The sequence below is a fragment of the Streptomyces sp. NPDC059169 genome, from assembly GCF_042755225.1.
Classification (GTDB): Bacteria; Actinomycetota; Actinomycetes; order Streptomycetales; family Streptomycetaceae; genus Streptomyces.
Window position 1 is genome coordinate 100,867 of record NZ_JBHZCF010000019.1, and the last position, 23,078, is coordinate 123,944.

21 protein-coding genes and 1 pseudogene are annotated in these 23,078 nt (G+C 71.6%); 17 read left to right on the forward strand and 5 right to left on the reverse strand.

Annotation, left to right across the window (positions count from 1 at the left end; translation table 11 throughout):
• Nucleotides 1-136 precede the first annotated feature (136 nt).
• Nucleotides 137-499 (forward strand): CAP domain-containing protein, encoded by a 363-nt coding sequence (locus tag ACFXOM_RS29380; protein WP_384940062.1) that lies wholly within the window; start codon nucleotides 137-139, stop codon nucleotides 497-499.
• 471 nt (nucleotides 500-970) lie between these two features.
• Complete coding sequence (locus ACFXOM_RS29385) at nucleotides 971-1,198, forward strand: hypothetical protein (protein WP_384940060.1); 228 nt, start codon at nucleotides 971-973, stop codon at nucleotides 1,196-1,198.
• Between the two features lie 117 nt (nucleotides 1,199-1,315).
• Here the strand turns inward: ACFXOM_RS29385 and ACFXOM_RS29390 are convergent, their stop codons facing one another.
• On the reverse strand, nucleotides 1,316-1,786 hold the full coding sequence (locus ACFXOM_RS29390) for a transposase (RefSeq protein WP_384945594.1): 471 nt from the start codon (nucleotides 1,784-1,786) through the stop codon (nucleotides 1,316-1,318).
• A gap of 74 nt (nucleotides 1,787-1,860) precedes the next feature.
• On the opposite strand from ACFXOM_RS29390, the pseudogene ACFXOM_RS29395 reads away from it, so the two are divergent.
• From ACFXOM_RS29395 to ACFXOM_RS29430, 8 genes and pseudogenes are all read left to right on the forward strand, one after another.
• A pseudogene (locus tag ACFXOM_RS29395) lies at nucleotides 1,861-2,085 on the forward strand (transcriptional regulator); the annotation flags it as partial.
• 206 nt (nucleotides 2,086-2,291) lie between these two features.
• Nucleotides 2,292-2,984 (forward strand): aspartate/glutamate racemase family protein, encoded by a 693-nt coding sequence (locus ACFXOM_RS29400; RefSeq protein WP_385040288.1) that lies wholly within the window; start codon nucleotides 2,292-2,294, stop codon nucleotides 2,982-2,984.
• Between the two features lie 334 nt (nucleotides 2,985-3,318).
• Nucleotides 3,319-4,395, forward strand: coding sequence for a GNAT family N-acetyltransferase (locus tag ACFXOM_RS29405; RefSeq protein ID WP_385040307.1), 1,077 nt, complete (start codon nucleotides 3,319-3,321; stop codon nucleotides 4,393-4,395).
• Nucleotides 4,396-4,506: 111 nt separating this feature from the next.
• On the forward strand, nucleotides 4,507-5,778 hold the full coding sequence (locus ACFXOM_RS29410) for a glycosyltransferase (protein WP_384945597.1): 1,272 nt from the start codon (nucleotides 4,507-4,509) through the stop codon (nucleotides 5,776-5,778).
• A gap of 50 nt (nucleotides 5,779-5,828) precedes the next feature.
• Nucleotides 5,829-6,584 carry a polysaccharide deacetylase family protein gene (locus ACFXOM_RS29415; protein WP_384940052.1) on the forward strand — a complete coding sequence of 252 codons (756 nt, stop codon included), beginning with the start codon at nucleotides 5,829-5,831 and terminating at the stop codon, nucleotides 6,582-6,584.
• 246 nt (nucleotides 6,585-6,830) lie between these two features.
• The gene (locus ACFXOM_RS29420) at nucleotides 6,831-8,726 is read left to right on the forward strand and encodes a hypothetical protein (protein WP_384940051.1); all 1,896 of its coding nucleotides are present in this window, start codon (nucleotides 6,831-6,833) and stop codon (nucleotides 8,724-8,726) included.
• The gene (locus ACFXOM_RS29425) at nucleotides 8,723-9,127 is read left to right on the forward strand and encodes a hypothetical protein (protein ID WP_384940049.1); all 405 of its coding nucleotides are present in this window, start codon (nucleotides 8,723-8,725) and stop codon (nucleotides 9,125-9,127) included. Before ACFXOM_RS29420 ends, ACFXOM_RS29425 begins: the two co-directional genes overlap by 4 nt.
• Entirely contained in the window at nucleotides 9,124-10,233 is a 1,110-nt protein-coding gene (locus tag ACFXOM_RS29430; RefSeq protein WP_384945599.1) for a glycoside hydrolase family 26 protein, read from the forward strand. Before ACFXOM_RS29425 ends, ACFXOM_RS29430 begins: the two co-directional genes overlap by 4 nt.
• Here the strand turns inward: ACFXOM_RS29430 and ACFXOM_RS29435 are convergent.
• The 3 genes from ACFXOM_RS29435 to ACFXOM_RS29445 form a co-directional block, all read right to left on the reverse strand.
• Complete coding sequence (locus tag ACFXOM_RS29435; RefSeq protein WP_384945602.1) at nucleotides 10,208-12,385, reverse strand: lipopolysaccharide biosynthesis protein; 2,178 nt, start codon at nucleotides 12,383-12,385, stop codon at nucleotides 10,208-10,210. The genes ACFXOM_RS29430 and ACFXOM_RS29435 overlap by 26 nt on opposite strands.
• A complete protein-coding gene (locus tag ACFXOM_RS29440) occupies nucleotides 12,378-13,637 on the reverse strand; it encodes a DegT/DnrJ/EryC1/StrS family aminotransferase (RefSeq protein WP_384940190.1) in 1,260 nt (419 codons plus the stop codon). The genes ACFXOM_RS29435 and ACFXOM_RS29440 overlap by 8 nt, the downstream gene beginning before the upstream one ends.
• Before the next feature lie 169 nt (nucleotides 13,638-13,806).
• Nucleotides 13,807-14,742, reverse strand: a complete 936-nt coding sequence (locus ACFXOM_RS29445) for an RNA polymerase sigma factor SigF (protein WP_385040309.1) — start codon at nucleotides 14,740-14,742, stop codon at nucleotides 13,807-13,809.
• 238 nt (nucleotides 14,743-14,980) lie between these two features.
• Here ACFXOM_RS29445 and ACFXOM_RS29450 point away from each other — a divergent pair, with 238 nt between their 5' ends.
• The 6 genes from ACFXOM_RS29450 to ACFXOM_RS29475 all read left to right on the forward strand — a co-directional run bounded on the left by ACFXOM_RS29450 (nucleotide 14,981) and on the right by ACFXOM_RS29475 (nucleotide 20,208).
• Nucleotides 14,981-15,349: an STAS domain-containing protein gene (locus tag ACFXOM_RS29450; protein WP_384940044.1), complete on the forward strand. Its 369-nt coding sequence runs from the start codon at nucleotides 14,981-14,983 to the stop codon at nucleotides 15,347-15,349.
• Between the two features lie 135 nt (nucleotides 15,350-15,484).
• A complete protein-coding gene (locus ACFXOM_RS29455) occupies nucleotides 15,485-15,991 on the forward strand; it encodes an ATP-binding protein (protein WP_384940042.1) in 507 nt (168 codons plus the stop codon).
• 156 nt (nucleotides 15,992-16,147) lie between these two features.
• A complete protein-coding gene (locus ACFXOM_RS29460; RefSeq protein WP_385040291.1) occupies nucleotides 16,148-16,843 on the forward strand; it encodes a peptidase in 696 nt (231 codons plus the stop codon).
• A gap of 19 nt (nucleotides 16,844-16,862) precedes the next feature.
• Nucleotides 16,863-17,723, forward strand: coding sequence for a hypothetical protein (locus ACFXOM_RS29465; protein WP_384940038.1), 861 nt, complete (start codon nucleotides 16,863-16,865; stop codon nucleotides 17,721-17,723).
• A 191-nt stretch (nucleotides 17,724-17,914) separates the two neighbouring features.
• Nucleotides 17,915-18,895: a hypothetical protein gene (locus tag ACFXOM_RS29470; protein WP_384940186.1), complete on the forward strand. Its 981-nt coding sequence runs from the start codon at nucleotides 17,915-17,917 to the stop codon at nucleotides 18,893-18,895.
• Nucleotides 18,896-18,909: 14 nt separating this feature from the next.
• Entirely contained in the window at nucleotides 18,910-20,208 is a 1,299-nt protein-coding gene (locus tag ACFXOM_RS29475) for a hypothetical protein (RefSeq protein WP_385040293.1), read from the forward strand.
• Nucleotides 20,209-20,293: 85 nt separating this feature from the next.
• On the opposite strand, the gene ACFXOM_RS29480 is transcribed toward ACFXOM_RS29475, so the two are convergent.
• Entirely contained in the window at nucleotides 20,294-21,808 is a 1,515-nt protein-coding gene (locus ACFXOM_RS29480) for a peptide MFS transporter (protein ID WP_384940035.1), read from the reverse strand.
• A 463-nt stretch (nucleotides 21,809-22,271) separates the two neighbouring features.
• Between ACFXOM_RS29480 and ACFXOM_RS29485 the strand changes: the two genes are divergently transcribed.
• Entirely contained in the window at nucleotides 22,272-22,949 is a 678-nt protein-coding gene (locus ACFXOM_RS29485) for a response regulator transcription factor (RefSeq protein ID WP_384940033.1), read from the forward strand.
• Nucleotides 22,950-23,078: the final 129 nt, after the last annotated feature.

The following is a 23,078-nucleotide window of genomic DNA, read 5'->3' on the forward strand; positions in this document are numbered from 1 at the left end:
CACCGCCCAATCCGCGCCTACGAGCCGGTCCCGACCGGCGCAGCGGACCACGACGCCGCGCCCCGGGCGCACCGCCGGCACCGTCCGTCCCGGGGAACCGGTCTCCGGCGCGGCCGCCGACCTCGCCCGGGAAGTGGTGCGACTCGCCAACGAGGAGCGCGCCAAGGCAGGCTGTGCTCCGCTGCGTACCAACAGCCGTCTCCAAGCCGCCGCCCAGGGCCACGCCGATGACATGGCGGCCCGCAACTACTACGAGCACGACAGCCCGGAGGGGAGGGACGCCGGTGACCGGATCGAAGCAGCGGGCTACGACTGGCGGAAATGGGGCGAGAACATCCACAAGGGGCCAAAGAGTGCCAGGACCGCGATGCAGGACTGGATGGACAGCCCCGGGCACCGCGACAACATCCTCGACTGCGGCTTCAAGGACCTCGGTGTCGGCGTGAACCTCAGCTCCAACGGCCCCTGGTGGGTACAGGCGTTCGGCGCCCCGAGCTGACCGATGGCCGCGCCTCGATGTCCTGTCCCGCCCCGTGGTGCAAGCGGTCTTGCTCGATGCGTTCCGGCGCGCGTCGGCCACCCGGGGCGGGACGGTTCCCGGGTCCGGCACGGCTGACCTGCCGTCAGTGCCACCGGCGACTGTGAACCACGTCGGGACTCTGCTGCGCAATTCCTGGGTCAGGCCGTGAGTCGGGAGGCGAGGTGTTCTCGGTGCTGCTGCGGGTTTGGTGCTGGTCGTGTTCACCCAGCTGTGGGGCTTGTCCCTGTGCGCCGGAGAAACGTAACGTGCCCCCCTGCGGAGACACGGGCTACCGCCTACGGTCAGAGGCTGGAGGCGGGCACGTTCCATGGGGACGTGGCGTCGGTCAACGGACTGTTACAGAGTGGGCGTCTTGCCGTGATCCTCGTGGCTGCGCCCTGCGGCAATTGTTCCCGCGCTTGCCGGGCGAAGTGCTATGGAGGTACCACGGTGGGAGACGAAGACCGGGCCCCGGGTGATGACAGAGGGAGCTCCGACAGAGCCCAACAGGATGTGCTGGCAGCGGTCCGGGCCATGGGCTACAACCCCGAGGCCATCGCATGGCGCAACCGGAACGCGTGGAAGATCGTGCTCGTGGCGGTGAGCCTGTCCGCTGCTGTATGCATAGCCGTGGTCGTGGCCGTATTCGTGCTTGTCGCATTCCTCCTCAACCGGTAGCGAATGAGGGCACGATGCACATGTGACCGACCTCGAAGCGAGGGATGTCGGGAAGTGCAACGCGTGAGTGATCGCCGCCTTTGAAGACCCCCGAGACTCTGCTGCGCAATTCCTGGGTCAGGCCGTGAGTCGGTAGGCGAGGTGTTCGAGGCGGCTGCTGCGGGTGTGGTGCCGGTCGTGTCCGGTCCAGTACGCGTCGAGTCGGATCACGTTGAGTGCGGCGCCGGAGAAGGCGTGCTGGAGGCGGACTTTCGGCAGTCCGCGGTAGCGGGCCCGACGCATGCCGGTGAGGTCCAGGGCCTGGTTGATGGCGCCCTCCACCCCTGCGCGCAGGGCGTACTTGGCCTTCCAGGTCTCGGTCTTCTGTTCGGCGCGGCCCGGACGGACATTTACGCGCGTTCGTCCATGCGGGCACCAACCCGATGCCGGAGAACGCCTTGACCAGGTCGAACCCGTACACCACGTGCCTGGACGCAACCCTGTTCGGGGACCGCAACGTCGTGGCAGGCCGCTCCCTGCACGGGAGTTGGCGTCGGTCAAACGAAACCGTTGCTCCGGCGTAGCTTCTGAGTCATGGCTACCGAGCACTTGGGCGACCGCATGGCCAGACTCCGCCGACTGGCTGACCTGACGCAGGAGGGGCTGTCTAGCAAGGACACCCCCCCCCTTCCTGGCGTACGTGGCTGCTCCTGGACGTGGCCCGTGCCCATACCGACGTGGGGGACGCTGCCGGGGCTGTGCGGGCGTTGGAGAGACTGCGGCAGGTGGCCCCGGGGTGGATGCGTCACCACACTTTGGCCGTGGCGATCGTCACCGACCTGTGGAACGGGCCGTCGCACCCGCCGGGGTTGCGCACGCTCGCGGAGTTCCTGGGGATCACCGGCTAAGGGCGTGAAGTAGGACGTTCCGTCCCTGTGGATCTCACTCCGCCAACAGGACGATCCATGTATGACGGAGCCGACGAACTTTCGTCCCGTTTCCCCCGATGACGTCCTCACGCGAGCTGCTACGACCGCCCGGAAACCGTTCGCGCCGACATCCCCGGAGGGAAAACCAGGAGCACGTCAGGTCCTCGTCGTGAGAGCGTGCCGGGATGAGGACCATCGGGTTGATCGGCGGAATGAGCTGGGAGTCCAGTGCTCAGTACTACCGGTTGCTCAACGAGCTGGTACGCGAGCGTGCCGGGGGGCTGCACTCCGCGCGCTGGATCCTGCACTCCGTCGACTTCGCCGAGATCGAGGAGTTCCAGGTCGCGGGTGAGTGGGAGCGGGCCGGCGAGATCCTCGCCGGTGCCGCCCGCGGGCTGGCCGCCGCCGGTGCGGACTTCCTGCTCATCTGTACCAACACCATGCACAAGGTCGCCGATCAGGTTGCGGACGCCGTGGACGTGCCCCTGCTGCACCTCGGTGACGCCACGGCCGAGGCCGTGCGGGCCGCCGGGATCGGCCGGGTCGGTCTGCTCGGTACCGCGTTCACGATGGAGCAGGACTTCTACCGCGACCGACTCGCGGGGCACGGGCTGGACGTGCTCGTCCCCGATGCCGCCGGACGGGCCGAAGTGCACCGGGTGATCTACGAGGAGTTGTGCCTCGGCGTCGTACGGGAGGAGTCGCGCCAGGGCTATCAGCGGGTCATCCGGGAGCTCGTGGGGCGGGGCGCTGAAGGTGTCGTCCTCGGCTGTACCGAGATCGAGCTGCTGATCGGGTCGGAAGACAGTCCCGTGCCGGTCTTCGCGACGACCCGGCTGCATGCGGAGGCAGCGGTGCGGGCCGCCTTCCGGCTCTGATCCGCTGCCGGCGGCCGGCGATGGCGACGTGCCGCCGCGTCCGCGCCGATGTCCGCCGCCGGTGGCGGCCGAGGCCGTGGCAAGGTCACCGCCCGTTGCCGTGGTGGGTCGTCCCCGTCCCCGGCGTGCCCGGCCCCCGCTCGTGGTGATCCGTTGCGGAAACCCCGGCTTGATCTCCCATTCGCACCACCTGCCCCGCATTTCACTCGGGCTTTCCGTTCCTCCACGGGTTTGTCACACCTTGACCTCCCCACCCTGTCCCGGGGTGATTTCGGCCGGTACCGTCCTGTCCCGGCAAGCTCGAGGGGAGCACCGGGGGGTCGAGTTGAGCGGTCTGCACATTCGCGTCGTGAAGCCCGGGGAGCTGGACGAGGCGGCGGCTGACTCCTGGCGCGAGCTGCGCGCCAAGTCCACCGCGCCCGCCAATCCCTTCATGGAGCCGGAGTTCACGCTCGCCGTCGCCGGGGTGCGGCCGGGCGCCAGGGTCGCGGTCATCGAGGAGGACGGCGTCCCGGCCGGATTCTTCCCGTACGAGAAAGGCCCCCTCGGTCACGGGCGGGCCATCGGGCTCGGGGTGTCGGACTGCCAGGGCGCGGTGCTGCGTCCCGGGCTGCCGCTGGGCTCGCGCGCGTTGCTCGGTGCCTGTTCCCTGTCCGCCTGGGAGTTCGACAACCTGGAGGCGGGGCAGAGCCTGTTCGTCCCGGACAGCGCGGAGGAGTTCGGCTCGCCGGTGATCGACGTCGGCGAGGGCTACGCGGCGTACGAGGAGCGCTTGCGCCTATGGTCGCCCAAGTTCCTCAGGACCACGAAGGCGAAGGAGCGCAGGTTGGGCCGCCAGGTCGGCGACGTGCGGTTCGTCTTCGACGAGCGGGACCCGGCAGCGCTTCGCACGCTCATGGGCTGGAAGTCCGCGCAGTACCGCAGGACCGGCCGGCGCGACCGCTTCGCCCGCCAGTGGATCACTGCGCTGGTGCACCACCTGCACGGCGTCCGCGCGCCCGGGTGCTCGGGGGTGCTGTCCGTGCTGTACGCCGCGGACCGTCCCGTCGCTGCGCACTTCGGCCTGCGCTCGCGCACCGTGCTGTCGTGTTGGTTCCCTTCGTACGACACCGGGTTCGCCAAGTACTCGCCGGGACTGGTCCTCCATCTCCGGATGGCCGAGGCCGCCGCGGCCGAGGGCATCGGCATGCTCGACCTCGGCCGTGGGGACGCCGAGTACAAGGACTCGCTGAAGACCGGTGAGATCGAGGTCCACGAGGGTTCGTCGACGCAGCCGGGGGTGCGGGCGGCGCTGTACCGGGTCAGCCGGGAGCCCGCCCGGCGCGCGCACAGCTTCGTGCGCAACCGGCCGCGCCTCGCCGGCCGCGCGCAGCGGACGCTCAAGCGGATCGGCCGGCTGAGGGGCGACTGACGGATGCGGCCGCATTCGCTTCGGCGCCCGTCCACCACAGCATCGGGGGACCCCATGCCGCACGGCCCGCACGCATCGCACAGCCCCTACGACCCGCACGGAATCCGCAGCATGCAGGTCGCCGAGCTCGATCTCGACGACCTCGATGACGACGCGACGCCCGGCCCCGGTGTCCTCGCGCTTCGGCCGGGGCCCGGCGGACCGGCCGTCACCGCGGGCGAGGTGTTCGTCCTGGTCCGTGTCCGAGGGCGGCCCGTCGGCACCATGACGGCCACGGTTCCCGAAGGAGCCGACCCTGCCGAAGCCCTCGCCGCCCACGCCCGTGCCCGTTGCACCCCGCGGTCGGCCCCGAGTGCCCAGCCCGCCGCGGCTCCACCGCCCCGCACCAGCGTGGTCGTCGGCACCCGCGAGGGCGCCGACCGGCTCGCCCGCACCCTCGACTCGCTGCTCGCCCAGGACCATCCGGATTTCGAGGTCGTCGTCGTCGACAACGCGCCCGTCACCGACGCCACCCGGGACCTGCTCGCGCTCACGTACCCGGACCGCGTCCGCTACGTCCGCGAGCCGGTGCCCGGACTGGCCATCGCCCACAACCGCGGGGTGGCCGCGGCCCGGGGCGAGGTGCTGGCGTTCACCGACGACGACGTGATCGCGGACCCGCAGTGGCTCACCGCCCTCAGCACGCCGTTCGTCGAGGACCCCCGGATCGGCTGCGTCACCGGCCTCATCCTGCCCGCCCGGCTCACCACACCCGCGCAGGTGCTGCTGGAGAGCCACGGCGGCTTCGCCAAGGGCTTCTCGCCGCGCACCTACGACCCGGCCCGCCCGCCCGAGGACGAGCCGCTGTTCCCCTTCACCGCGGGCCGCTTCGGCTCCGGCGCCAACATGGCCTTCCGTGCCGACACGCTCAGGGCGGCCGGCGGATTCGACCCGGCGACGGGTACCGGGACGCCGGCACGCGGCGGCGACGACCTCTATGCGTTCGCGGCGGTCCTCGCCGACGGGCACCGGCTGCGGTACACGCCGGACGCCCTCGTGTGGCACCACCACCGGGAGGGCCTGCAGGACCTGCGCAACCAGGCGTACGGATACGGCGCCGGGCTGACCGCGTATCTGACCGCGCTCGTCGTCCGGCGGCCCGCCCTGCTGCCGGTGCTGCTCGCCTGCGTTCCGCGGGGACTCGCCCACGCCCGCGCGATGACGGCCCACCGGGACGGGGGCGACGGGCTGCCCGGTGAGCACGGCGGCGGTGGTCATCCCTGGCCGCGTGCCCTCTCCCGGCTGGAGCGCCGCGGAATGCTGGCCGGTCCCCTCGGCTATGCCAGGGCTCGGCACCGGGTACGCGGACTGCCGCTGCCCTGGGAGAGCCGGGAGGAGCGATGAGAGGCGGTGGGACGGTGCCCCGGATTCCCGTACTGCTCTACCACGCAGTCATGGACGACCCGCCGGACTGGATCGCCGAATTCACCGTCAAGCCAAGGGAGTTCACAGCCCATCTCGACGCCATCGTCGCGAGCGGTCGCACCCCCGTGCGCATCAGCGCCCTCTCCGACCACCTTGCGGGACGTGGCGGACTGCCGCCCCGGCCCGTCGTCCTCACCTTCGACGACGGGTTCGCCGATCTGCCGGGCCCGACCGCCGACGCACTCGCCTCCCGCGGGCTGCCGGCCACCGCGTACCTCACCACCGGGGCCATCACCCCCGGGCTGCGCAGTCTGCTGCCGCCCGCCCCGATGATGACCCTCGCGCAGGTCCCGCTGCTGGAGCAGCGCGGTGTGGAGGTCGGCGGGCACACCGTGACGCATCCGCAGCTGGACACGGTCAGTGCCCCGAGGCTGCGGTACGAACTGCGCCACTCCAAGGCCGTCCTGGAGGACGTACTCGGCCACGAGGTGCGGCACCTCGCCTATCCGCACGGCTACAACAGTCGTGCCGTGCGCCGCGCCGCCCACGCCGCCGGGTACGAGTCGGCCGTTGCCGTGCGCCACGCGCTCAGCTCCCGGGCGGACGAGGCGTACCGCATCGCCCGGCTCATCCTGCGCCGCAGCCACACGGTCGCCGACGTCGAGGCGTGGATGGAGGGTACGGGGGCCCGCGTCGCGCCGTACCCGGACTCGCTCCCGACGGTGGGGTGGCGGCTGTACCGCAGGGCGCGGGCTGCCGTGAAGGGGCCGGAGTTCGCCGGGTGAGCCGGGGCGGCGGGGCGAACCGCGTCCTTGGGGTGCGGCGGGGCGAACCGCGTCAGTGGCACGGAGCGGGACCCGCACCCGGCAGGCGGACCTCGTGGGAGTGAACCCTGCGGCGACCCCGGGCAGCCCGGGAACCCGAGGGCGAAGATGTACGAGAGCCACCCAAAACCGACCCAGGTTCCTATACTTCGCTGAAGGGGACAGCGGCGTGACGGCCGCGACCACATCCGTGGGGGGAGTCGCACCGTGCAGCAACGCGTGCCCACACCGGTCACCGGGAGCAGCGTGCTGCCGCCCGAGGACGCCCCGGCGCCCGAACCGCCCGCGAGGCGCACCCCCCGGGTGGGGCGCACTCCGCCCGACCTCACCTGGCTGCCGTTGGTCCTCGGCCTGGGCGTGTGGGGGTACGCCCTGCCGCGCATCGGCTTCCGGACCATGGGGGACTACGGCCTGCTCGATCGGCTGCCCGTCGCCTTCTGGTGTTCCCTGCTGCTGCTGACCGGGGGTTTCCTGCTGAGCCTGCGGCGTGCCGGCACCGCCCCCTGGTGGCCCGCCGCCCACTGCGTCGCGATGCTGTTCGCCCTCAAGGCCCCGCCGGCCGTGCTGTACGACTCCGTGCGCTACCCCTGGGCCTCCAAGCACGATGCCGTGATCACCATGTTCCTCACCCACGGGGAGCTGCGGCCGGGAGCCGCACTGTCGGGCAACATGTCGGCCTACGACCAGTGGCCCGGCTTCTTCAGCCTCAACGCCGCACTGGTCAGGGCCTTCGGGGTGGAGAGCGCCGCCGCGTACCTCAACTGGGCCCCGATCGCACTCGGCCTGCTGCTGATGCCGGTGCTGGTGCTCGTCTACCGCACGTTCACCGACGACTGGCGGCTGGTGTGGAGCGCCGTCTGGGTCTTCCAACTCGCCAACTGGGTCGGTCAGGACTACCTGGCGCCGCAGGGCTTCGCCTACGTCCTGCACCTGACCGTACTGGCCGTGGTGCTCCGCCACTTCGTCCGCCCCGGCTCGGCGGGAACGCTGCGCGACCGCACCCGGCTCGACCCGGCCGCGACCACGCCGCCGCCGTCCACCAGTACCCGCCAGCGCGCCGTCTGCATCCTGATCCTCGCCCCGCTGATCGCCGCCATCAACGCCTCGCACCAGCTCACCCCCGTCATGCTGTGCGTCTGTCTGCTCGCCCTGGCACTGACCCGTCGCTACCGCAACTACGGTCTCCTCGCCGTGACGGGGCTGCTGATGCTGGCATGGGACGTGACGATGGGGCGGCCGCTTTTCGTCGAGACGCTCGGCACCCTGTCCGACTCGATCGGTGAGCTGACCCGCAACTCCAGGGCCGGCTACGCGGGGCAGCTCACCGGACCCGGACCCGAGCTCGCGGGCCGGGCCAACGTGCTGATGGTGCTCGTGATCGCCGTGCTGGCCGGGGGCGCCGTGGTCGTGCGCCGCCGGCTCACCCGGAGCGCGCTGCCGCTGCTGCTGGTGTCGGCCGCGCCGCTGCCGCTGTTCGCCGTCAACGACTACGGCGGCGAGATGCTGTTCCGCGTCTACTTGTTCGGGCTGCCGGGCGCGGCCTTCTTCGCGGCCGCCGCGCTCGTACCGGCGGCCGGCGGCGCCCGTGGATCGTCCGCCCGGGCCAGAGCCGTGCGGAAGGGCGTCGCAGCGGTCGCACTGCCCGTGGCCCTGCTCGCACTGGTCGCCGGGTTCCTGCCGTCGTACTACGGCAAGGAGAAGATGTACTACACCCCTCCCGCGGAGACGGCCATGGTCACCAGGACCCTCGACCGTGCCCCCGCCGGGGCGCTCGTCCTGGCGGCCACCGGCTCGTTCCCTCAGGCGCTGCACCGCTACGACGAGCTGGAACACTGGTTCTTCGCCGAGCAGGAGCTCCCGGAGAACGAGAAGATGCTGGCCGACCCGGCCGGCTACCTGGCGGACGGCATTCCACCGGGCGCCACGGCGTACGTCGTCCTCACCCGCACCCAGGACGTCTACACGGCGGGTGAGGGTCTCCTGCCTCCAGGGGGCTTCGCGGTCCTGCGCGCCCGGCTGTCCGCTTCACCGCTGTTCAAGGTCGTCGAGGAGCATCGCTACGGCGTCGTACTCGAGTACCGATCGCGAGGCGAATCCCGATGAGCACGACCGCGTTCCCTAGGCGGGGCCACCTGAGAGCAGGTGCCGCGGCCTCCGGCTGGCTGGCGCTCGCCGCGACCCTCCTGCCCGGCGGCTCCCCGCTGCGTTGGATACCGGTCCTCCTGTTCGTCTCCTTCGGTCCCGGACTCGCGCTGCTCCATCCACTCCCGGACGGACTGCGGCCCGCTGCCCGTCTGGAGGCGTTCGCGCTGGCCGCACCGATCAGCCTCGCTCTCGGCGTCCTCACGGCGACGTCGCTGTTCCTGGTGGAGGGTTTCTCCGTGACCGCTTTCCTGGTGTCGCTCGCCGCGTTCACCACGTTCGTCTCCGCCCTGCCGGGACTACCGCTGCCCGCGGCCACCCGCGGTGCGGTCGGACGTGCCAAACCCGGCGGCGGCCGATGAGCCGCCCCTGGGCAGGGTCCCGGCGCGGGGCCTTCTCCGCGGCCGTCGTCGCCGTGTTCGCCGCCGTTGCCGCCGGCCTCGGGATCTGGGCCGTCGCGGACGTCGGCCCCACCGGTGCGGGCCTACCGGACAACGCCGCGTCAGGGGAGCTGCCCACCGGCCCGTGTGCTCCGGACGCCAAGCTGGTGCCGAGGTGCGGAGCCTGGTGGGGGGCGTACGTCCCGTACGACGGGAAGGGCTCGCTCACCGCACCGGTCCACGCGTTCGAGAAGAAGATCGGCCGCAAGCTCGACCTGGTGTACACGTACCACGACATGTCGGGGAGCGCGTCGGACGGCCAACTGCTCACCCCGGACGAGCAGGAGCTCGGGCGGGACCGGCTGCTGATGCTCGCCTGGGAGTCCACGGTGTGGAGCAAGCCGCACCACGCCGACTACACCGAGACCCAACTGGGCTGGAAGAACATCGCCTCGGGGAAGTACGACGGCACGACCATCGACCCGCAGATCCGACGGATCAAGGCTTACGGCAAGCGGGTCTTCCTCTCCTTCGACCAGGAGACGGACGCCCGGATCAAGGAGGGAGCGGGCACTCCGGCCGAGTACGTCGCGGCCTACCGCCACCTGCGGGACCGCTTCCGGAAGCTGGGAGCGGACAACGTGGTGTGGGTGTGGACGGTCTCCGGCTACCTCGGCAGCTCCGACCTGATGAAGCAGCTGTACCCGGGTGACGCCTACGTCGACTGGCTGGCCATGGACCAGTACAACTACTTCCTCTGCCACGGCACCACCGACTGGAAGGACTTCGACGAGAGCCAACGGCCGAGTTACGACTGGCTGGTGGCGAACATCTCCGCGAAGAAGCCGCTGATGCTCGCGGAGTTCTCGACGGTTCCCGACCCGACGGATCCCGACCGGCAACGCGCCTGGTACACCGCGATCCCCGAGGTGGCCAGGACCCTACCCAAGGTGAAGGCGATGGTGCACTGGAACCGGGCCGTGCCGGGCAAGGGGTGCGATCTGACGGTCAACGACGGCCCGGGCCTCGATGGTTACCGACGAGCCGGCCAGGACCCCTACGTCAACCAGCAGCTCCCGCCACGCTGACACGGCGGTGGGCGAGGGCCGCGACCGCGATGGCGAGGAAGGCGGCGAACACCACGAGCGCCGCCGCAGCGAAGAGGTCCTGCGCGGCCCAGCCCACCACCGCGAGAACCCACACGACGACCGCGGTGGCGCGCACCGGAGCACCGAACGCGCGCAGCGCCACGGCCGCCAGGGCCAGGCAGAGCACTTGCAGTGCGGCGGGCAGCGCGGCCAGTACGGCTGTCGTGCCGTCCGGGCCGGCGGCCTCTGCCAGGAACGTGGCGAGCGCCCGGTGACCGGGGCCGGATGCCGGAACGGGCCGTACCCCCAGCAACAGCGGCGCCGTGTGCAGGGCCGCGACTGTCGTCAGCAGTGAGGTGGCGAGCAGCACCGGTCGCAGCCGTTCCAGCGACACCGCGGCACTGCACACGACGATCAGCAGGATGCCCGCGGTCAGCGTGAGCGGGGGCAGCGCACGCACCAGCTCGACGCCGGACAGCCGGTCGGCGGGGACGTCCCGGGCGCGGGCGAGCGGGATCCAGAACGACGCGGCGGTGACGCCGAGCACCGGCCACAGCCAGCCGGACGGCCAGGGTCCGCCGTCCTGCGCGTTCCCGTCCTGCGGGGGTGCGTACACCGGCATCCCGAAGGCGGGCGTCGCCGCCTCGTGGACGCCCCGGAGATACACGGTCTGCCGCGTCCAGTCCGCGTCGTGCTCCTCGGCCGCGGCGGCCCGCCGTTCCGCCGCCCGGCGGGCCCAGCTCGTGCCGTAGTCCTCCTCGGAGGCCCGGCGGCGGCCCGGCAGCGGGGAGGGTCGACCCGGTCGCGGGTCCCGTCCCGCCAGCGCCGCCCGCAGGCCCGGCACCGAGACGACGGCCACCAGCGACATGGACAGCAGCACGGCGAGGCCGGCCCCGGAGATCCCGGTGGGACCGAGCAGCACGGCGGCACCGCCCAGCACGAGGACGCACATCGAGCCCTGCAGCACCGCCAGGACACCGGTGCGCCCTTGAACCCGGAGCACCCCGATGTAGAGCTCGACTGCCACCCGGGGCAGTGCTGCGGCGGCCAGCAGCCGCAGCACGGTCGTCCCGTGCTCGGCGTAGTCGGGGCCGAAGGGTGCGAGGATCTGCGGGGCGAAGACGACGAGGACGCCGACGACCGGGACGAGCAGCACGGCCATCCTGCGCAGCGCGCCGCGCACCCCGCCGGCGAGGCTCTCCGGGCTGTGCGAGGCGTGCGCGGTGAGCGAGGAGGCCATGTTGATGGCCATGAACTCCATGGTTCCGCCGACGGTGTAGGCGATGTAGAAGAACCCGTTGTGTGCGGCGTCGAAGCGTACGGCGACCATCACCGGGAGCAGGTTGATCATCGCCAGGGAGAACAGCGCCCCCACGGAGTCGCCGGCGAGGAACCGTCCGATCTCGCGCATCCTCGGTGGGACGCGGTCGCGGTCCAAGGCAGCCTGACGGGGAATCAGTTTCCGGAAGACCAGCCAGCCGAGCGGCAGTACGGACAGGGCGGTGGCCGCCGCCCAGGAGACGAAGACGCCCAGGACGGGCAGGGCGGTGGCGCACCCGACGAGCAGCAGCAGCTTGCCCACGGAGAACACGGCGTTGCCGACGGGTACCCAGACCGCCTTGCGCAGACCGGTCAGCACGCCGTCCTGGAGGGTGAGCAGGGCCCATGCGACGCAGGACGCGGTGAAGACCAGCCCCGCGGTGAGGCCGCGGAGCGGCGCGTAGGAAGGGCCCCAGAAGTCCAGGGTGAGCAGGAAAGCGGCGCATGCGACGCACACCACGAGCGAACTGACCGCGTACGCACGCCACACCAGGGGCCCGGTGGTCCTGCCGGCCCGGGGCACGTAGCGCACCACCGCCCCGATCATGGTCGTCGCGGTGACGGATGCCAGCAGCCGCATCGCGGCGATGGCCGCGGAACCCTGCCCGACAGCCTCCTCCGTGTAGTAGCGCGCGGCGACCAGCCAGAACCCGAGCCCCAGGGCAGCGGACACACCGGTGGACAACATCAGGGCGTAGGCGTTGCGGAACAGGGAGTCCCCGCCGGGCGGCTGCCGGGGGGCCGGGGGCCGGCCGGTCCCGCGCCGTCCGGCCGCGCCGCCCCCGTCGGCGCCGGCCGTGTCGGCTCCGCGCAGCCGGGCGGTGTCAGCCACCGCTCCCGCCCCGGGGCGGCTCACCCGCTCGGTCCACGGCCGGGTGGTCGGCGGCATGGTCAACGCCGTCGCCCGCGCTTCCGGTACGTCCGCCACGGGGACGCCCCGTACCGAGGTCGGCTGGAACACCGGCCGGCCGCACCCGGGCGTCCCGCAGCACGCCGAGGATCCGGTCCGCCTTGAGCGGGTCCGCCGGAAGGGCGTGGCGAGCGAACCAGCGCGCCGGTTCGGGGGACGGGGACGGGTCGGTGAACGGTTGGGAAGCGTAGTCGTCCAAGGGCGGGTCGTAGAGGTACCCCGTCGTGATGCGGTGCGCGGCGAGGGCGGCGATCGCGGCGTCGCGGTCGGCTACGAGCAGCGGGACGCGGAACAACGGCTGCACGGGACCGCCGGCCGGGGAGCCCCAGGGGCTGTCCAGCAACCGCCGGGTGCCGGCGAGATGGGCGTCGAGGCGGGTGTCGAGGCGGTCCAGCAGCCGCGCCGTCCGTCTGAGCCGCATCGGTCCCGGTGCGGTGCGGTAGTCGTGCATGTCGACCCGCACCCAGGAGTGCAACGGTGCGAGCGCGGGGGCCTGGGTCAGTGCACGCTCCAGATCCCCTGCCCGCAGCGGCATCCGGATTCCCTTCCGCTCCTCCTTGCCGAGCAGGCGCACCACGGCGTGCGCTGCCCGAACGAGGCGCAGCCCCCGCACCCCCGCCTCCGCGTACGGCCTTAGGGCGTAGGCGAGTTCCGCGGACAGTCGGGCCGGGGCCAGGAGGTCGTCCCTGGCTTCCTGCAGGGCTGGTCGCTGGCCCGGGTCGGCGACGGTGAGGAAGCCGCCGGTCTTGGCGGCGGTGTGCTTGGAGAGGCTGAACACGGACGCGTCCCCGTACGTCCCGACGGGCCGTCCGCCGACGTGCGACCCGATGGCGTGCGCCGCGTCCTCCAGCAGGGGAATGCCCAGGGCGTCGCAGCGGGTGCGCAGTTCGGGTGCCGGGTCGGGGTTCCCGTAGAGGTTCGTCGTGATGACCGCGGACAACCGGGGCCAGAGCGCGGCGGGGACGGCGGCCGTGTCGAGGGATCCGTCCCGCGGGTCGAGGGGGGCCTGGACGGGACGCAGTCCCGCGGCCAGCACCACGAAGAAGATGACGTCGTCGTTGACGGGGGACATCAGCACCCGGCCGCCGGGCCTGCACCAGTGGCGCAGGGCCACGTAGAGCCCGAGGCGGCAGGACGGCATGTAGAGGCACTCCCTGCCGACGCGGTCCCGCATGTGCGTTTCCAGTGCGGTCCAGGCCGCCGGGCGGCCCTCCCCAATAGCCATACGTCCCCCCTGAGCCCGGGCTCAATGTGGACCATTCCGGACCGCACCGTCAATACGGCGGAAGGGCCCATCCCTTGACGGAACGGGCCCTTCGGGCGGTGCCTTTCGGCGGGGGCGGTCACTCCTCGACCGTGAGGCCCTTTCTGAGCCTGTTCAGGGTCCGCGCGAGCAGCCTCGACACGTGCATCTGCGAGATGCCGAGCTCCTCCCCGATCTCCGACTGGGTCATTCCCGCGACGAAGCGCAGGGACAGGATCTGGCGGTCGCGCGGTGCCAGGGAGGCGATGAGGGGCTTCAGCGACTCGATGTACTCGATGCCTTCGAGGCCGTGGTCCTCGTAGCCGATGCGGTCCGCGAGGGCGCCCTCGGTCTCGTCCTCCTCGGGCTGGGCGTCCAGCGAGCTCGCGGTGTAGGCGTTGCTCGCCGCCATGCCCTCGACGACCTGGTCGTTGCTGATCCCGAGGCGCTCGGCCAGCTCGCCGACCGTGGGGGCGCGGTCGAGCTTCTGTGCGAGTTCGTCGCCGGCCTTCGCGAGGTCCAGGCGCAGTTCCTGGAGACGGCGCGGGACGCGGACGGACCAGGAGGTGTCGCGGAAGAAGCGCTTGATCTCGCCGATGATGGTCGGCATCGCGAAGGTGGGGAACTCGACGCCCCTGCTGAGCTCGAAACGGTCGATGGCCTTGATGAGGCCGATCGTGCCCACCTGGATGATGTCCTCCATCGGCTCACTGCGGGAGCGGAACCGGGAAGCGGCGAACTTGACCAGGGCCAGGTTGAGCTCGACCAGGGTGTTGCGGACGTACGCGTACTCGTGCGTGCCTTCCTCGAGGGCCTCGAGGCGGGCGAAGAGCGTCTTCGACAGGGCTCGCGCGTCCACCGCGCCGACTTCGTCGAACGGCGGGATCGTCGGCAGGTCGAGCTCGTCGACCAGCTCAGCGGATCGGTGGTGCGCGTAGTACCCGTGCTGCTCGTCGTGCTCGGGGGATTCGAGGTGGTCGTGCTGACGTGTCGACGTCGCGAGGGGGGTCCGCGTTTCGTCGAGCCGGGGTGACATGGTCTCCTCCATCGTTCTCGGCATATGGCTGCCGATGCCCATACCTGTCGCTGCGGTGTGCGGCGCCTCCAAAGCCGGCCGTGTTGGTGGTGTCCCTACTAGCCCTACCCGTTCTTTGCCGAATGTTGCAAGTGTCGAATGTCATATATGCCCGCTTTGCGGGGGAGTTCGGCTACCGATGGGCGTGTGAAACGCGTAGTGTTCTACGACGTCAACGGCATCGGCGAAGAGGACGGGCATGGACCGCGGGACGGTCGGAAGCGCGAATCGGGGCCGCCTCCGGGTGGAGGCCCGGACCGAAGGCCGGAGTGAGGTCGTGACCCCTTCGGGTGAGCTCGATCACCACACCGCCGAATTGTTGCGTACGCCACTCGAGAACGCGTTGGATCAAGGTCGGGCACGCTTGGTCGTGGACTGCTCACGCCTCGAGTTCTGCGACTCCACGGGCCTCAACGTGCTGCTCGGTGCCCGGCTCAGGGCGGAGGCCGCTGGTGGCGGGGTCCACCTGGCCGGGATGAGGCCCGTCGTGGCCCGGGTCTTCGAGATCACCGGCGCCGAGGCGGTCTTCACCGTCCACGACTCGCTCGGAGCGGCGCTGGCCGACTGAAGTGAAGCGGTGTGACGATCGACCGGGTGTTGTCTCGGGACGGTCGGGCAGAAGACCCCCGCAGGCCGTGCGAGGACCCTGCACGCTCTGTATTGACTCGAACGCGAACTGGTGAATCGGTGAGGTGAAGCGCTGATGAGCACCACCCGGCAGTACCCGCCGGGCGACCGCCGCCCCGAGCCGGACGGCGCCCGCGCCGACGCCGGCGGCGGACCCGAGCCCGTGGCCCCCGGCGGCCGGGTGCGCACTCTCATGCTCGCCCACGCCAGCGGCATCGTCCCGCTGGCCCGCGATTTCACCCGGCAGGCCCTCTACGACTGGGGCTGGCTCCCCGCCGCCTCCGCCGAACGCAGGGCCGCCGCCGAGGACGTGCTGCTCGTCGTCTCCGAACTGGTCACCAACGCCTGCCTGCACGCGGAGGGCCCGGAGCAGCTGCAGGTCTCCAGCGACACGAAGGTGCTGAGGCTGGAGGTGTCCGACCGCGGGACCGGGCAGCCCGCGCCGCGCACCCCGCACCGGGCCGGCCGCCCCGGAGGGCACGGGATGTTCATCGTGCAGCGGCTCTGCTTGGACTGGGGAGTGGTGCGGACGCCCGGCGCGCCCGGCAAGACGGTGTGGGCCGAGCTGGCCGCACCCTCGTAGCGGCCCCGCGACCCCGGGTTTTGAAGCTCTTGTGGAGCACGGCGATCCGCCGTGCTCTTTGTCTTCCCTCCATCAGGGCCCGGGCGTACCTTGAGCGCCCAATCTGATGTGTCGTCAGTAACATGCGGCGACTCTCCGGCACGAGGGGAACTCGAGGTGTCGTACCAGAAGCGGACAGCTCTCGCGCTGGCAGCGGCGGTGGCGGGCTCGGTGGTGCTGGTGGCCGCCCCCGCCGCCCACGCCGACGTCGTGAACGTGGACTACCAGTGTCAGACGCCCATCGGACCCAAGGGCGCCGTGTCGCCCATCGACATCAAGAGCACCCCCAGCGGCAGCGGGTACCGGCTGACGATGTCCTTCGAGAAGGGCGTGTCCTCCAGCCCGGTCGAACTGGGCAAGGGGGCCATGAGCCCGAGCGCGGTGATCGAGCTCGGCGGTGCGGAACAGGGCACCGTCAACGTCTCGGGGCCGCCCAACACGGAGGCGATCCCCCCCAACACCCCGATCAAGATCAGCGATCTGACGGGCACGTACACGCCGAGGAAGACCGGCAAGGTGACCTTCACCGCCGGCGTCCTCACCATCAAGGCGCTCGGCACGACGACGACGTGCACGCCGAAGAACAAACCCGGGCCGTCGCTCGCGCTCGACGTCAAGGGCTCCGGCTCCGGACCGGATCCGGCCCCCGGTGCGGGCGGTGGAGCCCGGACGAACTCCGGTGCGGGCGAACTGCCCAGGACCGGCCCGCTCGACTCGGCCCTGGCGCTCGGCACCTTCGGCGGCACGGTGTTCCTCACCGGAGCGGCGGGTGTGCTCTGGCTGACCCGGCGCGGCCGGCAGGCCGCGGGCTGACCCGGCGGGGGAGAGGGCAGTGCCGCCGTTCCGCACCCCGCTGACCGCCACCGCCGCCGCCCTGCTGTGCGTGCTCCTCCCCCCGGCCCCCGCCGGGGCGTCCCCAGGTCCGCACTGGACGGCCCGGCCGGCGGCGGGCGGCAGGCCGTACGTCTATGTGGAGGGCCCGCCCGGCACGGTCACCGAGGACACCGTCTCCGTGACGAACGAGGGCGGGGAACCGCTGGCCGTCCGGCTGCGCACCGCGGGAGCGAGCTGGATCACCCTCGCCCGGGGGCGGGTCACCGTCCCGCCCCGCACCCGCGCCGACGTGCCCTTCGCCGTCACCGTGCCGGACACCGTGCCCGGCGACCACACCGCCAGGATCTCCGTGGCCGCCTCCGGCCGCACCACGGAAGTCCCCGTCCACCTGCGGGTCACCGGACCCACCCTCGCCGCGCTCACCGTCGAGGACGTGCACGTCGAGGGCGATCTGATCCACTACGCCCTGGTCAACCGCGGCAACACCACCCTTGCACCACGCCTGGAGGTCCGCGCGGAGGGCCTCACCGGCACCCTCGTGCGGCGCCCCGCCCGCCCGTTGCCGGTCGACCTCCGGCCCGGCCAGCGGGTCCGGCTGACCGAGCGCTGGGTGGAGCCGCCCGCCTTCGGCTCCGTCGACATCACCCTCAGGGCCACCGCGCGCGGCGGGGCCCTCGGCGAGGCCACGGCCCACGTGCGGTACGTCCCCCGCGGCGCCGTGGTCGGTGCGGTGCTCGTCATCGCGGCCGCGGCCGCGGCCCGGCGCGTGCACCACCGGCGCCGCGCCCCACGACGGTCCGCCGAGGCGGCACCGAGCGGCACCCAACAGCACACGGCGAGGGCGGGAGTCCACCAGTGAACGGCGGTACCCACATCCGACCCGTCCGCCGCGCGGCCGCCGGGTGGCGCGCCGGCCCCGAGCCCATCGGGGACCCGAATCTCCCCCGCAGCCCCGACGCGACGAGTGCCGTCGACGGCAGCCGCCCGGTCCCCACGTCCCGCCGTACGTGCTGCCGCGGCCTTCGACCCGGTGCCCGCGCGCCGCTCGCCCTGCTGCTGACCGGACTGCTCGCCGCGGCCCTGGTGCTCGTCGCCCCGCCCGCCGGCGCCGAGGCCGGGCCCTCCGTCAGTCTGTCCGCCGCCCAGGGGGGCAAGGGCGGCGACGTCACCGTCAGCGGTGCCGGTTGGCGGCCCGGCGCGCTGCTGATGTTGCTGGTCTGCGGGCAGTCCACGCCCGAGCGGGGCGTGATCGGCGGGACCAACGCGTGCGCCAACGCCGAGGGGCGTGCGGTCACCACCGACTCCAGGGGGGCGTTCAGCAAGAGGATCCCGGTCGCGGAGCCCCCGAAGCCGTGCCCCTGCGTGGTGCACGTGGCCACGGTGACCGGCGAACCGGTCACCGTGGACACCGCGTTCACCGTCGCGGGCCACCCCACGGCCCGGCTGCCCCAGCCCCCGGGCGGCGGGAAGCTCGCCGTGCTCGCCACCGTCCGACTGCGCGGCTCCAGCGGCCTCCTGGTCTGGTTCGGCGCCCCGCCGAGCCGCCAACTGGTCTTCACCGTCGGCAACCTCGGTGCGGCGCCGGTCCGAGACCCGGTCTTCAAGGTCGGTACCGCGCACGGCGTCTTCGCCCCCCAGTGGGAGGAGCGGCAGTGGCGCGGCACCATCGAGCCGGGCGAGAAGGCGCAGATCACCTTGCCCGTCGAGCTGTCGGCAGGGGCGCACGGCGACTACCAGGTGACGATCGCCTACGGCTCCAAGGCGCTCGTCGAGCAGCCGTGGGGGGTGGGCAGGCCCTGGGGCGTCACCCTCTTCTGGGTACTGCTGGGCGTCGTCGTCCCGGCAGCGCTGTTCCGTACCGGCATGGCGGTCGTCGATCGCGTCCGACCCCGCCGCGGCACCCCCCGGCCCGGACGCCACCGCAGCGCGCCCCGCACCGTACCGGTGGGGCGACCCGCCACGGGCCTGCCGTGGTTCACCTCGGACTCCGCACCGTCAGAGAACCGATCCGCGACGAAGGGACACACGTGAGCACGCAACGGAGGATGAGCGCGGCAGGGGCCGCGCTGATGCTCGGCGGCGCGGGGATCCTCCTTGCCGCGTCCCCCGCACAGGCCGCCGACGTCTCGTACCTGACGGAGTGCGTTCCCCCGCCTATCTCGGGCCTGCCACCCGTCCAGGGCACCACCGAGGTACAGATCACCGCACCCGCGCAGGCCGAGGTCGGCGACGAGATCGAGGTGGTCTGGAAGACCGTCCGGGCCGCGTCCAAGAACCCGGATGTCCTGGACCTGGGCAGGGACACCGTCAAGCCGACGGGAACCCTCAAGGTCGCCGGGGCACAGAGCGCCGACCTCGCGATGGAGGGACCGCGGCAGAACCCGCCGATCCCCAAGAACAGCCCCATGGTGCTGCCCGACATGAAGGCGAAGCTGAAGTTGACGGCCGTGGGGGAGGTCACGCTGACCCCGGACGCGTACGCCATCAACGTCTCCAAGCCGATCTCGACGGACACCAAGTGCGCCCCGAAGGAGACGGTCAAGGCAGGCGCGACGGTCAAGGTCACGGATGGTGGTGCGACGTCCGGTGGTTCGGGTGGTTCGACGTCCGGTGGTTCGACGTCCGGTGGTTCGGGTGGCACGGCGTCCGGTGGCACCGCGTCGAGCGGCGGCAGTACCGGCGGTGGCGGCGGCTCGACGGACTTCGAGGGCAAGGAAGTCGACGTGGCCTACCACTGCAAGACTCCCATCGGTGACAAGGACGCCGTCTCCCCGGTGAGGATCGACGCGCGGAAGGAGGGCGGAGACTACGCACTCACCGTCAGGTTCTCCACCTCGGTCATGAACAGCCCGGCGGACATCCCCGCGGGGTCGGTCACCCCCTCCATGGAGGTCGAGCTGGGAGGTGCCGACAAGGGAGCCGTCCACGTCGAAGGCCCGCCGAACAAGGACCCCATCGCCTCCGGCCACCCGATCGTGATCCCGGACCTGACCGGCACTTACAAGCCGGGCGCCAGCGGGAGGTCCACCCTCAGCCCGGGCGTCCTCACGGTCAAGGCGCTGGGCACGACGACGACGTGCACACCGCCCGCCGACGTCGGGGTGTCGCTGGAACTCGACACCACCGCCCAGCCGGGGGGTGCGAGTGGCGGATCGGGTTCCGCGGGCGCCTCGGGGTCGGCCTCCGGTTCCGCGGGCGGCGGCACCGGCTCCGGCGGCGGACTCGCCGACACAGGCGCCGAGGGCACGGCTGCCCTGCACGCCCTCGCGCTCGTCGCGGGCACGGTGCTGCTCCTGGGCGGCGCGGTGTTCACCTTCACGCCGTGGCGCAGGCTGCGGGGGTGACGTTCTCCCGGAGGACGACCCTGCGGGCAAGGAACGGCCCGGCACGCCGAGGGGCGTGCCGGGCCGTTCCCCGGAAACGGGTGCGTCAGTGCACGTTGCCCATCAGCCCCTGGACCTTCTTGCGGTACGCGAAGACGGCGAGACCGGCGACCACGGCGGCGGCCGCCTGCAAGGCGATCACACCCATGCCGTTCAGGTCGACGCCCGCGAGGGACAGCAGTCCGGTGGTGCAGTCGCCCGCGGTGACGGCCAGGAACCACACACCCATCATCTGGGAGGCGTACTTCTGCGGCGCCATTTTCGTCGTGACCGAGAGGCCCACCGGAGACAGACACAGCTCGGCGACGGTCTGGATCAGGTAGATGCCCACCAGCCACATGGGCGACACCTTGGTCCCGCCGGAAGCCATGCCCATCGGCAGCATGAAGACGAAGAACGAGGCGCCGATCAGGACCAGGCCCATCGAGAACTTCACGACGGTGTTGGGCTCCTGGTTCCGGCGGGCCATCGACAGCCAGAGCCAGGCGAAGACCGGGGCGAGGATCATGACGAACGCCGGGTTGAGCGCCTGGTACCACGTGGTCGACGGGTCCCAGCCGAAGAGCGTGCCGGTCTTGGAGTCGGCGAACAGCGACAGCGTCGAACCGCCCTGGTCGTAGATCATCCAGAACGCCGCGGCGGCGATGAAGAACCAGACGTACGCCGTCATCTTGGACTGCTCGGGGCCCGACAGCTCCTTGTCCCGCTTGATGCGGACCAGGACGGCCACCGGGATGGCCAGGCCCGCGATGGTGATCGGGTACAGCGCCCACTTGATGGTGAACAGGTCCAACGCCACCACGGCGGCGTAGAACACACCGATGACCACCAGAGCGGCGATGGTCCTGAGCAGGATGCTGCTGCGCTCGGCAGGGGACAGCGGGTTCGGGACGACGCTGCTCTCCGGGTTCAGCGTGCGGCCGAACACCAGGAACACCACGAGGCCCAGTGCCATGCCGATGGCGGCGAGCAGGAAGCCGAGGTGCCAGTTCACGACCTCGCCGATGGTGCCGATCAGGAACGGCGCACCGAACGCACCCAGGTTGATGCCGATGTAGAACAGCGTGAAGCCGCCGTCACGGCGCGGGTCCTCCGGGCCCTTGTACAGGTGGCCGACCATCGTGGAAATGTTGGCCTTCAAGAGGCCCGAACCGACGGCGACCAGCAGGAGACCGACGAAGAACGAGATCTGTCCGGGCAGGGCCAGTGCCACGTGGCCGGCCATGATGACGAAACCGGCGATCGCGACGGTCTTGCGGGCACCCCAGACGCGGTCTCCGAACCAGCCGCCCGGCATGGCCATGAGGTAGACCATCGCCACGTACACGGAGTAGATCGCCGTGGCCGTGGCCATGGTGAAGCCGAGCCCACCCCCCTGGCTGCCGGTTGCGGCGTCCGCACCGCCGGAGACCAGGTACAGGACGAGCAGGGCGCGCATGCCGTAGTAGGAGAAGCGCTCCCACATCTCGGTCATGAACAGCGTGGCCAGGCCGATCGGGTGGCCGAGGAAGGTCCTCTCGTGAGCGGTGCTCGGTGAGTCCTTCGTCAGGCTTGAAGCCATGGGGTCGATCCTTGTTAGCTCTGGACGCGCTGCTTCGTGAGCTGTCACACGCCCGGTGGGGGGTGGCCTGGCACCGGCTGGGCGTCCCGGCCACGCCCGGGACCCGATTCCGAGGTAACGGAGTCGAGGGACGGTCCTCGCCGGGGTCCACGCCCCGCGCGCTCCTCGCGCCCGGGGTCCGGTCCAGGTCGTTCACTCCTCTGCGGGAACGGGTCTTGCTGATCCCACACACAAAGAGAGACCTTTGGTGCGCAAAGCAGCCAAAGGCCCCGGATAGTGCTAGAGGCGTCTCGCCACCATACGGCACGACAGGGCGGCATATGGAAGGACTTGAGATGGGGATCACAGGCATACGTGGAACTGCTTGCCTGGATTTGAAGGTCGTAAACGGAATCCCACCCCACACCCCCAGGCGTGGTCGATCATGCCCCGGTGCGTCCGCGGCGCGGACTACCATCACCCCATGACCCGAGTACTGCTCGCCGAGGACGACGCATCCATCTCCGAGCCGCTGGCGCGCGCGCTGCGCCGGGAGGGGTACGAGGTCGAGGTCCGCGAAGACGGTCCCACGGCGCTCGACACCGGGCTCCAGGGCGGGGTGGATCTCGTCGTGCTGGACCTCGGGCTGCCGGGCATGGACGGTCTGGAGGTGGCGCGGCGCCTGCGTGCCGACGGGCACAGCGTGCCGATCCTCGTGCTGACCGCCCGGGCCGACGAGGTGGACACGGTGGTCGGCCTCGACGCCGGCGCCGACGACTACGTGACCAAGCCGTTCCGATTGGCCGAGTTGCTCGCGCGGGTCCGGGCGCTGCTCCGGCGCGGGGCCACCGAGCCGGCCGCGGCCCCCGCGACCCACGGCGTGCGGATCGACGTCGAGTCACACCGCGCCTGGATGGGCGACGAGGAGCTGCAGCTGACGGCCAAGGAGTTCGACCTGCTCCGGGTCCTCGTGCGCGACGCGGGCCGGGTGGTGACGCGCGACCAACTGATGCGCGAGGTCTGGGACACCACGTGGTGGTCGTCCACCAAGACGCTGGACATGCACATCTCCTGGCTCCGCAAGAAACTCGGCGACGATGCGGCGAACCCGCGCTACATCGCCACGGTGCGGGGCGTCGGCTTCCGCTTCGAGAAGAGCTGACCTCGGACGAGGGGCCACGACGAACACCCGGAGACCGGCCCGCTGCGCCCGTGCCGACCGTGCACGGGCCGCCGGCCGACGAGTAAGGACCGCGGGGCCCCACCCCCGCACCCCTGCAACACCCCCGCC

Excerpts from the sequence above, each read along its gene's own strand:
- ACFXOM_RS29445 (WP_385040309.1), bottom strand. The coding sequence starts at position 14,742 with ATGTCACCCCGGCTCGACGAAACGCGGACCCCCCTCGCGACGTCGACA.
- ACFXOM_RS29475 (WP_385040293.1), top strand. The coding sequence starts at position 18,910 with ATGAGCGCGGCAGGGGCCGCGCTGATGCTCGGCGGCGCGGGGATCCTC.
- ACFXOM_RS29455 (WP_384940042.1), top strand. The coding sequence starts at position 15,485 with ATGAGCACCACCCGGCAGTACCCGCCGGGCGACCGCCGCCCCGAGCCG.
- ACFXOM_RS29430 (WP_384945599.1), top strand. The coding sequence starts at position 9,124 with ATGAGCCGCCCCTGGGCAGGGTCCCGGCGCGGGGCCTTCTCCGCGGCC.
- ACFXOM_RS29410 (WP_384945597.1), top strand. The coding sequence starts at position 4,507 with ATGCAGGTCGCCGAGCTCGATCTCGACGACCTCGATGACGACGCGACG.
- ACFXOM_RS29400 (WP_385040288.1), top strand. The coding sequence starts at position 2,292 with ATGAGGACCATCGGGTTGATCGGCGGAATGAGCTGGGAGTCCAGTGCT.
- ACFXOM_RS29425 (WP_384940049.1), top strand. The coding sequence starts at position 8,723 with ATGAGCACGACCGCGTTCCCTAGGCGGGGCCACCTGAGAGCAGGTGCC.
- ACFXOM_RS29450 (WP_384940044.1), top strand. The coding sequence starts at position 14,981 with ATGGACCGCGGGACGGTCGGAAGCGCGAATCGGGGCCGCCTCCGGGTG.
- ACFXOM_RS29440 (WP_384940190.1), bottom strand. The coding sequence starts at position 13,637 with ATGCGGGACCGCGTCGGCAGGGAGTGCCTCTACATGCCGTCCTGCCGC.
- ACFXOM_RS29415 (WP_384940052.1), top strand. The coding sequence starts at position 5,829 with ATGGACGACCCGCCGGACTGGATCGCCGAATTCACCGTCAAGCCAAGG.
- ACFXOM_RS29485 (WP_384940033.1), top strand. The coding sequence starts at position 22,272 with ATGACCCGAGTACTGCTCGCCGAGGACGACGCATCCATCTCCGAGCCG.
- ACFXOM_RS29480 (WP_384940035.1), bottom strand. The coding sequence starts at position 21,808 with ATGGCTTCAAGCCTGACGAAGGACTCACCGAGCACCGCTCACGAGAGG.